This window comes from Mycobacterium sp., from assembly GCF_039583785.1.
In the GTDB taxonomy this organism is placed as follows: Bacteria; Actinomycetota; Actinomycetes; order Mycobacteriales; family Mycobacteriaceae; genus Mycobacterium.
On the sequence record NZ_JAVKSG010000042.1, the window covers coordinates 20,392 to 34,106 of the forward strand.

Sequence of the window (13,715 nt, forward strand, 5' to 3'; positions counted from 1 at the left end):
CACACAGAAACTGTTATCCATGACCGACCGTGTCACCCGAATGGACGGCGCGACCGCCAGAAACACCGGATGGTCGCCGGGTGAAAATCATCGTGACAGGCGGCAACAGTGGCATCGGCGCGGCGACCGCAGCCACACTCGCGGCTGCCGGTCAACAACGCCGGTGTGCTGGGCCTACCGCTGACGCGCACTGCGCGACCGATCGAGGCTCACACGGGCACCAACTAGCTCGGCCACAACGCCTTGACGGCTGCTCGGCGACAGGACCAAGGATCGGGTGATCTCGGTGGGCAGCTCGTTAACGTGAACCGACGCAACCGCAAATATTCCGAATGGGCGGCCTACGGCGAGTCAAAATTGGCCGTCATCCAGTTCAATCACGAGCTGACCGACTGCGACTGGCCCGTTTGACGGGTGCTTCATCGCGGGTATACCCCCCCGTGGCTCAAGCACAAGCGCTCGTCGAACCCCGGTTGCCGGCCGGCTACGGGCCGCTCTCGCTGGCCGTGCGGCGTAGCCTCACCGGGCCCGCACCACACGACCAACTGACGCGCATCGGCGCTCCGATCGGCGACTCCGACCCGTACGGCCTGGACCTGCAGTTGGCGCTGTACATGTGCTACGAACTGCACTACCGCGGCTTCGCCGGGGTCGACCCGAACTGGGAGTGGAATCCCGGATTGCTCTATCTGCGAGCACAATTGGAGCGCGCCTTCCTGGCCGAAGTGCGGCGCGACGTCGGGTCCATCGATACCGGCCGAACCGCCAAGGCCGAGATGGACGATCTGTCGATCGAGTCTGCTGGTGAATCGGGGCCGTCATATTGGTTGCGCGACAATGGAACCTGGCAGCAGATGCGCGAATATTTCGTGCACCGGTCGCTGTATCACCTCAAGGAGGGCGACCCGCACGCTTTCGCGATCCCGCGTCTGAGCGGGCAGGCGAAAGCATCGTTCGTCGCGATCGAGTTCGATGAGTACGGCGCTGGTCACGGGGCCAAGGTCCATGCGCAACTGTTCGCCGACCTGCTGACCGCGGCCGAGCTTGATGCGACCTATCTGGCCTACCTGGAAAATGTCCCCGCCGAGGCGCTCGCGGCGGTTAACCTCATGTCGCTCTTCGGTTTACACCGACAGCTTCGTGGCGCCGCGGTCGGGCACTTCGCCTCGACGGAGATCACCTCGTCGCCGGGATCACACCGGTTGGTCGAGGCGCTGCGGCGATTGGCGGCACCGCCGGAATGTGTTGCGTTCTACAGCGAGCATGTGGAGGCGGATGCCGTGCACGAACAGGTCGTGCGCCGCGACGTGGTCGGCGCGTTGGTGGCCCGCGAGCCCCAACTCGACCGCGATGTGGTGTTCGGCATTCGCGCCCACGCTGCCGTCGAAGACCGACTCGCCGACGTGATCATGGCGGCCTGGAAAGCTGAAGAGACGTCGCTACGACGGCCGCTCGGCTGAATTGGCCTGTGCCGCAGGTCGACACCGTCGGTGGCTGGTGTCACACTTCGGGTAGATTTTGCTGCGCCTGCACGTGCAGATCGCCACCATGAAGCGGTCGCATTCCACGGTCTCGCCGTTTGGCATCTCGATGCACACCGGCCCGGGCACCAGCACCGGGCCGTTCGGCACCACCTGGATCCGGGTGGGGTTGCTCACGGCTTGTCTGCCCGGATCACCACAAGCTCCTCGGTCCGGCACCCGCGTTTGATCTGGCCGGTGACTTCCAGCCATCCGGCCCGCGCCGACAGCACTGGGCCGAACGGAATACGCTCTGAGGCAACCACTTCTGCATTCAGACCGGTCGCGCGCAAGGAGTCCAGCGATTTGTCCACGCCGGACAATGTCGAGTGCACCATGAGCAATGAGCCGCCGGCATTGAGCAGGCTGGCTGCCGATTCACACAGCGGATCGAGCACCATCCGACCGTCGATACCGGCGTCCCACGCGCGTGCCGGGCCCGCCGTCAGCGGGATGACTTCGGTGTCGCCGGCAGGCGGAGTGGGCACGTACGGCGGATTCGACGCGATGAGATCGAACGGCGGGTAATCCAAGGCGGCGGACCAGGATCCCTCGCGTACATCGATGTCGGCGCCGGCGCCAATGGCATTACCGCGCGAGCAATTCACCGCGCGTGGGCAGATGTCGAACGCGACGACGCTGGCGGCGCCCAGTTCGGACGCGGCGATGGCAACCACACCGCTGCCGGTGCAGAGATCCAATACGTGCCGGCCGCGGGCTAACTCAGTCCGCTCGAGACTCTGAATCAACAGATGCGAATCATGTTGCGGCCGGTAGACGCCCTCGGTGTCCAACGACTCGGAAGGTGCAAAATAAGCAGTGGTCAACGTCGGCCTTTCGACAATGCTGAGTGCCGCGCTGCTTACGGCCTGACGTGACTAATGCCCACAATTAACAATCTCGAAACCGGGCTTTGCGAAGCGTCAGCTACGTGCTCGAGTTGATCGGTGAGGCGGGCACAGAATGCCGGAAGGTCATCGGGTGAGCGACTTGTGACGATATTTTTTTCGACGACGTCAGCGTGCGGCCCGACACCACCCCTGCCTCCACCAGAGTCCACGGTCCGTGGCAGATGGCCGCCACGGGTTTACCGGAGTTGACGAAGTCGCGCACGAAAGCGACCGCCGAAGTGTCCAGCCGCAACTGGTCGGGATTGACCGTCCCACCGGGCCGTACAAGAGCGTCGAACTCGTCGACGGATGCCTGCTCCACCGTCTGGTCGACGCGAATCGTGCCGGCCGGCTCCAGATCGTGCTTGCGTGCCTGAAGGTAAATCCCGCTTCCCAGTAAGGGCGAACGGCCTCGACGATTGCGTCGAGGCCGGGACCACACGGGATGCTTCCGGCGACATCTTCGGGCCGGACGAACGGTGTTGCAACCGGCGAGGCCTGCAGGAGTGGGCAAGTCGGCATTGACGGACGTTCCACCCGCCACCGAACCAACGAAATTGATCGTGCGGGCGCTCGACGGCCGCGCCCCGATCGTGGTCCCAGCAAATCGGGATCTGGCCAACGATCCGACCCGCGTCGGCGTTACCCGTGCCCTGCCGGGTGTTGTGCCATTCCGTCAAGAGGGTCACCGTTGGGTTCTACCGCGATCAAATGGTCAGCGAGACCGCTGAACTTGTCGATCGCCTTCTTTCCACCGATCGCCACACCGATCCCGACCGGCACATCGGGCAGGTCCCACCGACGGACGGAGTCCACCTGGAAGTAATCGCCCCACCAATCCACCAGATCGCCGCCGAACAGGCTGCGAATGATGTCGATGGCCTCACACAACATGTCCTGTCGCTGTGTGATTGCCGGCACCTCTGCCGACCACGTGCTCGTTGAGGTTCTCGCCGCTACCCAGGCCCAAGGGGAACCGGCCGTCGGCGAGGATCTGCACCGTTGCCGCCTGCTGTGTTCAGCCGAAATCGCATTCCGGACAAAATCTTTGGGGCCGTTCTGTGCTGTCATCAGGGTGTAGCCGAAGCGAGTCATCCACGACGGGCACCCCTGCTTGAGACATGCAAACCAGTTAGAGGCGGTCCTTGACCGCCTTTGACAGCCGCGCACCGTCAGCCTTGCCGGCTGCCACTGCGGTGGCCGCCTTCATCACCTGGCCCATCTGCTTCAGGCCCGGACGCTCCCCCAACTCCTCGGCCACCTGGGCGATCGCCGTGTCGGCGACGTCGGCGACCTCCGCGTCGTTGAGCTGGGTCGGCAGGTATTCGTCGATCACCCGCGCCTCGGCGTGCTCGTTGGCGGCGAGTTCTCCACGGCCGTTCTGGGTGTAGATCTCGGCCGCCTCGCCGCGCTTGCGGGACTCCTTGGCCAGCACTTTGAGCACATCCTCCTCGGAGAGTTCCCGGGCCTGCTTGCCCGAGACCTCCTCGGTCTGGATCGCGGCCAGCAGCATCCGCAGCGTCGCGGTCCGCAGCTTGTCCTTCGCCTTCATCGCATTGGTGAGGTCCGCCCGCAGTCGGGACTTGAGTTCGGCCATGACGAAGACGCTACGCGCCAGGCCGCGCCACGTTGAGAAATAGCCGGGTGATCGACAGTATGGAGTCATGCGCGGCGGCAATGCAGGGCGAGGCGATGCCGAGCAGCGGCGCATGTCGGTCGACGACGGCGGCTCCACCTGGTGAGCGCGCCGCCGCCCGAATACCCGGACTACCCCTACCGCGGATACCAGCCGACCCACTACCCTCCTGCCGGATATCCGCCGCCGGGTTATCCGCCGCCCGGCTACGGGTGGCAGCCCCGTTATGCCCCGGGGCGTCGGTACGGCGCCCCACCGCCACCGGTCCGCGGCTCGTGGGCGCCGGGAATCATCCCACTGCGTCCGCTGAGCCTCAGCGACATCTTCAACGGCGCGGCCGTCTACATTCGGGCTAATCCCCGCGCCACGCTGGGCTTGACGGCCATCGTCGTGGTGATCACTGAGCTCATTTCGCTGGCCGCCGCTGCCGGACCATTGGCCGCCGCCGGCCGCCTGCGAACCGCGCCGGCTGACGAGCTCACCGGCGGCGACGTCGGGGCATCGGTGACTTCGGCCGGGCTCAGCGGGTTGGTCGGATGGCTGGGCGGCATCCTGCTGACCGGGATCCTGACGGTGGTCGTGGGACGCGCGGTGTTCGGCGGCACCGTCGGCGCCCGCGAAGCGTGGCATCGGATTGGCGGGCGGCTGCCCGCGCTACTCGGATTGGTGACGATCGAGGCCCTCGGGCTGATTCTGCTGGCCGGCGGGGTAGGCGTGATCATCGGAGCGACCGTCGCGGCGGGCAACGTGCCGGCCGCGGTCCTGCTCGGTTTTCCACTGGTCCTGACGTCGGTTGCGGTGGTGGTGTATCTCTATGTGGCCCTGTCGTTTGCACCGGTGCTGATCGTCCTGGAGCGGCTTCCGGTTCGCGACGCGATCACGCGATCCTTTGCCTTGGTATACGACAGCTTCTGGCGCATACTCGGTATCCGAACGCTGACCTGGCTGGTGGTGACGCTGATCGCGGGCGCCATCGCGGTGCCGTTCGAATTCCTCAGTCAGCTGGCCGGCGGCTCCGGCTCCGTGCTGGCCGCCGCCACGGTGGGGTCCGTCGGAGCGGTGATCGGCCGGATCATCACCACGCCGTTCGACGCCGGAGTGGTGGTCCTGCTCTACACCGACCGCCGAATCCGTAGCGAGGCATTCGATCTCGTACTGCAGAGCTGCGCTCCCGCGCACCCCGCCTCGATCGATTACCTCTGGTTGACCCGGCCGGTGTAGGGACACCGACGAGGATGCCCGCCATTGACATCGACCGCGATACCGCCCATGACGCGGCCCGGGGTGAACTCGACAAGCCGATCTACCCCAAAGGTTCGATCTCGCAACGCGTCAACGAATGGATCCACGAGCTGCTCTACCGCATCATCGAGAAGGGCTCGTCGATGCCGGGCGGATGGCTGGCCATCAGCGTTGTGCTGATTGTGGGGATTGCCGCGGTGGTGATCACCGTTCGCATCGCGCGCCGCACCATCCGGACCCGACGCGCCGGCGACTACCACCTGTTCGACGCCGCCCAGCTCACCGCCGACCAGCATCGTATGATCGCGGAACGCTATGCTGCCGAGGAGAATTGGGCCGTAGCGATTCGGCACCGACTGCGCGCCGTAGCCCGTGGACTCGAGGAGAGCGGAACTCTCGACCCGGCCCCGGGCCGTACCGCCAACGAGTTGGCCACCGATGCCGCCGAGCGCCTACCCGCGCTGGCCGCCGAGTTATCGCGATCGGCAACCGCGTTCAACGACGTCACTTACGGTGAACGCCCCGGCACCCAGAACGCCTATCAGGTGATCGTCAACCTCGACAATCACCTCCAATACCGTTCGAGCGCTGGTCAATTCGGCGTTGCCGACTCGATCGTTGCCAACTCGTGGACCCCGGTCCGGTGACGACGCCGCAGGCGTCTCGACGGGTGCGCCGGCGGCCGTGGTGGCTGCTGCCCGCACTACTCGCGGTCTGCGCCGTCGCCACGTTGAGCAGCTACCTGACCGCGCCGCGGCCCGGTGGGCACCTGGACCCCGAAGCGACCGGTCCCGACGGTGCGCACGCGCTGGTCGCCCTGCTCCGCGACCACGGCGTCACGGTCGTCGTCGCAGACAACGTCGACGAGGCGGTGAATGCGGCGCGGCCGGGATCGCTGATGTTGTTCGGCCAAACCCAGCGGGTCACCACCGAGCCGCTGCTAAAACGCCTTGCCGACGCATCCGGAGACCTGCTGCTGGTCGAGCCGACCTCGCGCGCCCGCGCCGCACTGTCGCCGGGTATCCGCAACGCCGGTAACGGCTCGCCAAGCGACGCGCCGGATTGCGCTCTGCGAGAGGCGGATCAGGCGGGGCCAGTCGACCTCGGCCCGTCCAACACCTTCCGGGCCGCCGATGGCAGGGCGGTTGTCAGCTGCTACGGCGGCGCCGTGGTCCGCTACCGCGAACACGGTCGCAACGTGACGGTGGTCGGCAGTGCCGAGTTCATCACCAACGGGGGACTGCTGCGGGCCGGCAACGCCGCGCTGGCGATGAACCTGGCCGGTGAGCATCCCCGTCTGGTCTGGTTTGCCCCGCAGCACATCGAAGGTGGATCGTCGGCCAAAGGCACTATCTTCGACCTGATTCCGGATGGCGTGAGCTGGATGGTCGTCCAATTATGGCTGACCGTAGGGTTTTTCGCGCTCTGGAAAGGCCGCCGAATCGGACCGTTGGTGGCCGAGGACCTTCCCGTGGTGGTCCGCGCATCGGAGACGGTCGAGGGCCGTGGCCGACTGTACCGGTCGCGTAGAGCCCGTGACCGGGCCGCAGATGCACTGCGCGCCGCGGCGTTGCAGCGCCTGGTTCCCCGACTCGGCCTGGGCGCCGATGCCCCGCCTGCTGCGGTCGTCCAGGCAATCGCATCGCGCAGCAGTTTCACTCCGGAGATGCTGGGGCACTTCCTGTTTGGACCTCCTCCGTCCACTGACGCTGATTTGATACAGCTCAGTCGTGCACTCGACGACATCGAAAGGCAAGTCACACATTGATGACTCAACCGGCCCGTAGCTCCGCTCAGCCGCCGGCAGACCAAGCGGCGCGGCATGCACTGCTCGCGCTGCGCGACGAGATCGGTAAGGCCGTCGTAGGCCAGGAGGCGGTGATCACCGGGCTGGTGATCGCGATGCTCTGCCGCGGGCATGTACTGCTCGAAGGTGTTCCGGGTGTGGCGAAGACACTGCTGGTTCGGTCGCTGGCCTGCGCACTGCGGTTGGATTTCAAGCGCGTCCAGTTCACCCCCGACCTGATGCCCGGCGACATCACCGGATCGCTGGTCTACGACAACCGCACCGCCGCATTCGTCTTCCGCAGCGGACCGGTGTTCACCAACCTGCTGCTGGCCGACGAGATCAACCGGACACCACCGAAGACGCAGGCCGCGCTGCTGGAGGCCATGGAGGAACGTCAGGTCAGCGTCGACGGTGATGCCCGGCCGCTGCCCGAGCCGTTCGTCGTCGCGGCCACCCAGAATCCGATCGAATACGAAGGCACGTATCAGTTGCCGGAGGCTCAGCTCGACCGGTTTCTGCTGAAGCTGGAGGTGCCGCTGCCGCCGCGCGACGCCGAGATCGCCATCCTCGGCCGGCACGCGCATGGCTTCGACCCGCGTGACCTGTCGGCGATCCGACCGGTTGCCGGTCCGGCGGAGCTGGCTGCTGGGCACGACGCGGTGCAGCGCGTGCTGGTGGCCGACGCCGTGCTCGGCTACATTGTCGACATCGTCAGCGTGACAAGGCATTCGCCCGCATTGCAGCTGGGCGTGTCGCCACGTGGCGCGACTGCTTTGCTCGCGACGGCGCGGTCGTGGGCATGGCTGTCCGGACGCAGTTACGTCACACCCGACGACGTGAAGGCGATGGCCCGCCCGACGTTGCGGCACCGGGTGATGCTGCGTCCGGAGGCGGAGCTGGAGGGTGCCACCACCGATGGCGTCCTGGACGGCATCCTGGCGTCGGTTCCGGTGCCACGCTAGTGGTGGTGACCGGTCGTACCGGGCTGATCGCACTGCTATGTGCGGTTCCGATCGCGGTATCACCCTGGCCGGCAGCCACGTTCGCCGTGTTGCTGACACTGTTAGCGATCGGGCTACTGCTCGATGCCGCATTGGCGGCCAAACCCGCTGCGCTGCAGTACACCCGACTGCCCAACGGCTCCGTGCGACTCGGTGAGCGCATCACCCTCGGGTTGTTGATCCACAACGCCGGACGGCGCCGCTTCCGTGGCCGAATCCGCGATGCCTGGCCACCCAGTACCCAGGCCGAACCGGCAAGCCATGCCATCGATATCGTCTCCGGGCGCACCAATCGGGTGGACACCTGCCTGCGGCCGATCCGTCGCGGCGACCAGCAGTCGGCGGCGATCACTGCGCGCTCGATCGGCCCGATGGGGTTGGCGGGACGGCAGCAGACTCGTCTGCTGCCCGGCCAGGTGCGGGTGTTGCCGCCGTTCCTGTCGCGCAAGCACCTGCCGTCGCGGCTGGCCAGGCTCCGCGAGATGGCCGGTCTACTGCCCGCTCTGACGCGTGGTCAGGGCACCGAATTCGACTCGTTGCGTGAGTATGTGGTCGGCGATGACGTCCGCTCGATCGACTGGCGGGCAACGGCCCGTCGCGCCGACGTGGTGGTCCGCACCTGGCGGCCGGAGCGGGACCGACGGGTCGTGATCGTGCTCGACACCGGACGTACCGCCGCCGGACGCGTCGGGGTCGACCCGACAGCCGGTGACCCAAGCGGCTGGCCACGGCTGGACTGGTCGATGGACGCCGCCCTGCTGCTCGCGGCGCTCGCTTCGCGGGCCGGTGACACCGTCGACTTCCTCGCTCACGACCGGGTCACCAGAGCCGGCGTCTTCGGCGCGTCCCGAACCGAGTTGCTGGGCCGGGTGGTCGAGGCGATGGCGCCGCTGAAGCCGGCCCTGATCGAATCCGACGCCACAGCAATGATTTCCGCGGTGGTCCGGCGTACTAGGCGGCGGGCTCTGGTGGTGCTGATGACCGACCTCAACGCCAGCGCCCTCGACGAGGGATTGCTACCGGTACTCCCGCTGCTCTCGGCCAAGCACCAGGTGATCGTCGCGGCGGTTGCCGATCCGCGCGTCGACCAGTTGGCGGCCGGCCGCTCCGATGCCGCGCAGGTGTATGACGCGGCGGCCGCCGAACGTTCTCGCGGTGAGCGATCGGCGATCGCTACCCGGCTGCGCCGCAGCGGAATCGAGGTCGTCGACGCGGCGCCCGCCGACCTGGCACCGGCACTGGCCGATCGCTATCTTGCGATGAAAGCGGCTGGACGGCTGTAGCTCGAGGACCGAAAATCACCGGGTCGGGACGACGTCCGGCGGATCGGCGATGTCACCGGTGTCGCCCGCCCGAACCGCGCGCCTGCCGAAATACCCTACATACGCGAGGAAGCCGGTTTCGGCGAGCACTCCGATCCCGATGCGCAGCAAGGTCGGCAACGACGACGGCGTGACGAACGCTTCGATCGCGCCCGAGACCAGCAGCACCGCAACCAAACCCACGGCGACCGAGATCACCGCGCGACCCTGCTCGGCCAACACCTGACCGCGCGGCCGGTCCCCCGGCGCGATCACCGACCAACCCAGTCGCATGCCGACCGCACCGGCGAGGAACACCGCCGTCAACTCCAGCAGGCTGTGCGGCAGCATCAGGCCGAACAGCACGTCCGCTTTGCCGGCCGCCAGCATCAGCCCGACCACCACGCCGAGGTTGGCGGCGTTGGCGAACAGCACGAACGGGATTGGCACGCCCAGCACGACGGAGAACGCGATGCACTTGGCCGCCACCCAGGAGTTGTTCACCCAGACGTGCAGCCCGAACGCCGCCGCCGCATGCTCGCTGTAGTAGGACGAGAAATCGTGATTGACCAATTCGTCGATCTCGCTTGGTGTTCCGATCGTCGATTGCACGTCCGGGCTGCCGATCACCCACAGCGCGATCGCCGCCGTGACGGCAAAGAACACCAGCACCGACCCCACCCACCATCGCCAGGCGCGATAGGCCACCACCGGGAACGACACCGTCCAGAACCGGGTGAACTCACTCGACAGCGGCGCGTGCGCACCGGTCACCGCGGCCCGCGACCGCGCGACCAGACTCGAAAGCCTGCCGACAAGTGCGGAATCGGACGAACCGGAACGCAGCATGGACAGGTGGGTCGATGCCCGCTGGTAGAGCTCGACGAGTTCGTCGATCTCCGCGCCACCGAGCCGGTTGCGATCTCGCACCAGTCGATCGAGGCGATCCCAGCTGTCGCGGTGCGCGAGCACAAACGCGTCGACATCCACCGGACCGACACTAGCGGCGATCACGGGTAGCGTTCGAGGTATGTCAGAGGTGGTCACCGGGGATGCCGTGGTGCTGGATGTGCGGGTCGCCCAGCTGCCGGTGCGGGCGATCAGCGCGCTGATCGACATCACCATCATCGTCATCGGCTACCTGATGTCGCTGCTGCTGTGGGCGGGCACGCTGGGTCACTTCGACGCGGCGGTGGCCTCGGCGATCATGATCGTCTTCACGATGCTGGTATTCATCGGCTACCCGCTGGTCCTCGAGACCGCGACGCGGGGCCGAACGGTCGGCAAGATGGTGGTGGGTCTGCGGGTCGTCTCGGACGACGGCGGACCGGAACGCTTCCGGCAGGCCTTCGTTCGCGCGCTGGCCTCGATCGTCGAGATCTGGATGCTATTGGGCAGCCCCGCGGTGATCTGCAGCATGCTCTCGCCGCGAGCCAAGCGGATCGGGGATATCTTCGCCGGTACCACCGTGATCAGTGAACGCGGCCCGAAGCTGAGGCCGCCGCCCATGATGCCGCCACAGTTGGCATGGTGGGCCGCGTCGCTGCAGCTGTCCGGGCTGAGCGCGGAGCAGGCCGCCGTGGCGAGCCAATTCCTTTTTCGGGCAACCCAACTCGACCCGCAGCTGCGCGACCAAATGGCCTACCGAATCGCCACCGACGTGCTGAGCCGGGTGGGTCCGCCGCCCCCGCCGGGGACACCGCCGCAGCTAGCGCTGGCCGCCGTGCTCGCCGAACGGCACCGCCGGGCACTCGCCCGCCTGCGTCCTGCGTTTGGGCGCTAGCCGGCAGGCACTGCGCGACCGTGATCGCGAGGATAACCACGTCGGCGATCAACAGCGTCAGCGCCACGACCGTCGCGACCGCGTGCGCGCCGTAGTACAAGGCCATGACGGGCCCGGCCGCCGCGGTGGTCCGGCGTGGCGGACACGGCCGGCGTGGACGTCGAGGTGACCTGCGCGCCGCCAGGACCTGTGGAAGACCAGCCCGGTCTCGCTCTACCCGACCCTGCAGTTGCTGGTCGACGAGGGCCTGATTGGCAGCAGCGTATCCTCGGCGCAGACGACTGATCGTCGACCAACGCGGTGGGTCCGGCACACGTCGATCCCACCGCCTCCGTCAGGAGACCTCGACCCAATCGAGGCTGCGCTGCACAGCTCTTCGCCATCCGGCATACCCGGCCGCGCGCTGCTGTTCGGTCCACCCCGGTCTCCAGCGCTTCCCTTCGCGCCAGTTGGCCCGTAGGTCATCCGGGCCGGACCAGAAGCCGACCACCAGGCCTGCCGCATAGGCGGCGCCCAACGCCGTCGTCTCGGCGACCACCGGGCGCACCACCTCGACGCCGAGTACGTCGGCCTGGATCTGCATGCACAGGTCGTTCGCGGTGACCCCGCCGTCGACCTTCAAAACCTCAAGGCGCACACTGGAATCGGCTTGCATCGCATCGACCACATCGCGACTCTGATAGCAGATCGCCTCCAAGGTCGCGCGGGCCAGGTGCGCGTTGGTGTTGAACCGCGAGAGCCCGACGATCGCGCCTCGGGCGTCCGAGCGCCAGTACGGCGCGAACAAACCGGAAAACGCCGGGACGAAGTACACCCCGCCGTTGTCGTCGACCTGCCGGGCCAGTGCTTCGCTCTGCGCGGCGCCGCTGATGATGCCGAGCTGGTCGCGCAGCCACTGCACCGCCGAGCCGGTGACGGCGATCGAACCTTCGAGGGCGTACACCGGTTTGGCGTCGCCGAACTGATAACACACCGTCGTCAAAAGGCCGTTGCGCGACCGGACAATCTGCTCGCCGGTGTTCAGCAGCAGGAAATTACCTGTGCCATAGGTGTTTTTAGCCTCTCCGGGATTCAAACAGACCTGGCCGACCATCGCCGCATGCTGGTCGCCGAGGATCCCGGCGACCGGCACCTCGCCGGCCAACGGCCCGGCCTGCGTCGTGACGCCGTACGGCTGCCGCGGCGAGGACGCCGCAATAGACGGCAACATAGCCCGTGGGATGCCGAAGAACGACAACAGTTCGTCGTCCCAGTCCAACGTCTCCAAATCCATCAGCATGGTGCGGCTGGCGTTGGTGACATCGGTGACGTGTTCCCCGCCGCGCGGACCGCCGGTCAGATTCCACAGCAGCCAGGTGTCCGTCGTGCCGAAAACGGCGTCGCCCCGCTCGGCGGCGGCGCGCACCCCGTCGATGTTGTCCAGAATCCACTGCAGTTTTCCGCCGGAGAAGTACGTCGCCGGCGGCAGGCCGGCTTTGTGGCGGATGACGTCGCCGCGGCCGTCACGGTCCAGCGCCGACGCGATGCGGTCGGTGCGGGTGTCCTGCCAGACGATCGCGTTGTAGTACGGCCGGCCGTTGTGCCGGTCCCACACCAGGGTCGTCTCTCGCTGGTTCGCGATCCCCAGCGCGACAATGTCTTTCGACGAGAGACCGGTCGCGGTCAGTGCTGACATCAGCACCGCGGCGGTGCGCTCCCAGATCTCGATCGGGTTGTGCTCGACCCAGCCCGCCTGCGGCATGATCTGCTCATGTTCCAACTGGTGGCAACCCACTTCGATGCCGGCGTGGTCGAAAATCATGCACCGGGTGCTGGTGGTGCCCTGGTCGATCGAAATGACGAATTCCGCCAACTGCTTTCCTCCCGCGATTATGTCCCATCATGGACCATGCGGGCAGCAGTCGGTTAGAGGGCGGCCAGACCGATGTCGGGATTGATGAAGTCAGCCGGGTTGAGCGCAAACAGCGGAGTGAGCGTGCCGGCGACGTCGTCCAGACCGACTTGGAACAGCGACGGAACCGTCAGCAGAAACTCCGACGAGTCCGAACCCGGTGCGCCTGCGAACAAGTCGAGGTCGAATGGCAACGAGTTCGATGTACCGGTGACGAAGTTATCGAGCGCGAACGTGTCGGAGTTGATGCTCAACGTATCCGCGTATCCGCCGATCGTGAAAGGCCCAACCGTCACGATCCCCTGGCCGGGGGCAACCGCACCGCCGAGGTCTACCAGGCCGACGTCGGGACTGACGAAGTCGGCGGCGTCAAACGTCGAGATCGGTGTGATCGTCCCGCCGACGTCTTCATAGCCACCTTGAAAAAGCAGCGGAATGGTGAACAGGACTTCTGAGTTACCCGAACCCGGGCCACCCGAATAGATATCGAGGTCGAACGGATACGAGTCAAAGGACCCGGTGAGGAGATTGTCGAATCCCGACGTGCCGGTGTCATAGGTCAAGGTATCGGTGTAGCCGTCGACCGTGTACGGCCCGATGGTCGTCAAGTTGTCGGCGCTCGCGACGGGGCTGGCGAGAAGCGCGATGAGCCCAGACGCCAG

General features: G+C 66.6%; 12 protein-coding genes and 3 pseudogenes. 7 read left to right on the forward strand and 8 right to left on the reverse strand.

Annotated features, from left to right (window positions below; genetic code table 11):
• The first annotated feature begins 440 nt into the window (after positions 1-440).
• On the forward strand, positions 441-1,460 hold the full coding sequence (locus tag ABDV69_RS13685; RefSeq protein ID WP_343575204.1) for an iron-containing redox enzyme family protein: 1,020 nt from the start codon (positions 441-443) through the stop codon (positions 1,458-1,460).
• Here ABDV69_RS13685 and ABDV69_RS13690 read toward each other — a convergent pair.
• The 5 genes and pseudogenes from ABDV69_RS13690 to ABDV69_RS13710 form a co-directional block, all read right to left on the reverse strand.
• Positions 1,440-1,586 carry a CDGSH iron-sulfur domain-containing protein gene (locus tag ABDV69_RS13690; protein WP_343575232.1) on the reverse strand — a complete coding sequence of 49 codons (147 nt, stop codon included), beginning with the start codon at positions 1,584-1,586 and terminating at the stop codon, positions 1,440-1,442. The two genes, ABDV69_RS13685 and ABDV69_RS13690, sit on opposite strands and share 21 nt — an antisense overlap.
• Positions 1,587-1,654: 68 nt before the next feature.
• Positions 1,655-2,314: a HemK2/MTQ2 family protein methyltransferase gene (locus ABDV69_RS13695; protein ID WP_343575207.1), complete on the reverse strand. Its 660-nt coding sequence runs from the start codon at positions 2,312-2,314 to the stop codon at positions 1,655-1,657.
• Between the two features lie 68 nt (positions 2,315-2,382).
• A pseudogene (locus ABDV69_RS13700) lies at positions 2,383-2,789 on the reverse strand (DJ-1/PfpI family protein); the annotation flags it as partial.
• Positions 2,789-3,505 (reverse strand): annotated as a pseudogene (locus ABDV69_RS13705) (TIGR03557 family F420-dependent LLM class oxidoreductase); the annotation flags it as partial. The pseudogenes ABDV69_RS13700 and ABDV69_RS13705, both read right to left, overlap by 1 nt.
• A gap of 37 nt (positions 3,506-3,542) precedes the next feature.
• Complete coding sequence (locus tag ABDV69_RS13710) at positions 3,543-4,007, reverse strand: GatB/YqeY domain-containing protein (RefSeq protein ID WP_343575210.1); 465 nt, start codon at positions 4,005-4,007, stop codon at positions 3,543-3,545.
• A 141-nt stretch (positions 4,008-4,148) separates the two neighbouring features.
• On the opposite strand from ABDV69_RS13710, the gene ABDV69_RS13715 reads away from it, so the two are divergent.
• Genes ABDV69_RS13715 through ABDV69_RS13735 form a run of 5 tightly spaced genes read left to right on the forward strand, consistent with a single transcriptional unit; the run spans position 4,149 to position 9,361 of the window.
• Positions 4,149-5,267 carry a hypothetical protein gene (locus tag ABDV69_RS13715; protein WP_343575212.1) on the forward strand — a complete coding sequence of 373 codons (1,119 nt, stop codon included), beginning with the start codon at positions 4,149-4,151 and terminating at the stop codon, positions 5,265-5,267.
• Between the two features lie 14 nt (positions 5,268-5,281).
• A complete protein-coding gene (locus ABDV69_RS13720; protein WP_343575213.1) occupies positions 5,282-5,935 on the forward strand; it encodes a DUF4129 domain-containing protein in 654 nt (217 codons plus the stop codon).
• A complete protein-coding gene (locus tag ABDV69_RS13725) occupies positions 5,932-7,056 on the forward strand; it encodes a DUF4350 domain-containing protein (RefSeq protein WP_343575215.1) in 1,125 nt (374 codons plus the stop codon). Before ABDV69_RS13720 ends, ABDV69_RS13725 begins: the two co-directional genes overlap by 4 nt.
• Positions 7,056-8,039 (forward strand): MoxR family ATPase, encoded by a 984-nt coding sequence (locus ABDV69_RS13730; protein ID WP_343575218.1) that lies wholly within the window; start codon positions 7,056-7,058, stop codon positions 8,037-8,039. Before ABDV69_RS13725 ends, ABDV69_RS13730 begins: the two co-directional genes overlap by 1 nt.
• Entirely contained in the window at positions 8,039-9,361 is a 1,323-nt protein-coding gene (locus tag ABDV69_RS13735) for a DUF58 domain-containing protein (protein WP_343575221.1), read from the forward strand. Before ABDV69_RS13730 ends, ABDV69_RS13735 begins: the two co-directional genes overlap by 1 nt.
• A 15-nt stretch (positions 9,362-9,376) precedes the next feature.
• On the opposite strand, the gene ABDV69_RS13740 is transcribed toward ABDV69_RS13735, so the two are convergent.
• On the reverse strand, positions 9,377-10,369 hold the full coding sequence (locus ABDV69_RS13740) for a stage II sporulation protein M (protein ID WP_343575224.1): 993 nt from the start codon (positions 10,367-10,369) through the stop codon (positions 9,377-9,379).
• A gap of 40 nt (positions 10,370-10,409) precedes the next feature.
• On the opposite strand from ABDV69_RS13740, the pseudogene ABDV69_RS13745 reads away from it, so the two are divergent.
• Positions 10,410-11,147 (forward strand): annotated as a pseudogene (locus ABDV69_RS13745) (RDD family protein); the annotation flags it as partial.
• Positions 11,148-11,496: 349 nt separating this feature from the next.
• On the opposite strand, the gene glpK reads toward ABDV69_RS13745, so the two are convergent.
• Positions 11,497-13,035: a glycerol kinase GlpK gene (gene glpK, locus ABDV69_RS13750; RefSeq protein ID WP_343575235.1), complete on the reverse strand. Its 1,539-nt coding sequence runs from the start codon at positions 13,033-13,035 to the stop codon at positions 11,497-11,499.
• Positions 13,036-13,067: 32 nt separating this feature from the next.
• A partial coding sequence (locus ABDV69_RS13755) for a hypothetical protein (RefSeq protein ID WP_343575226.1) occupies positions 13,068-13,715 on the reverse strand: 648 nt, incomplete at its 5' end.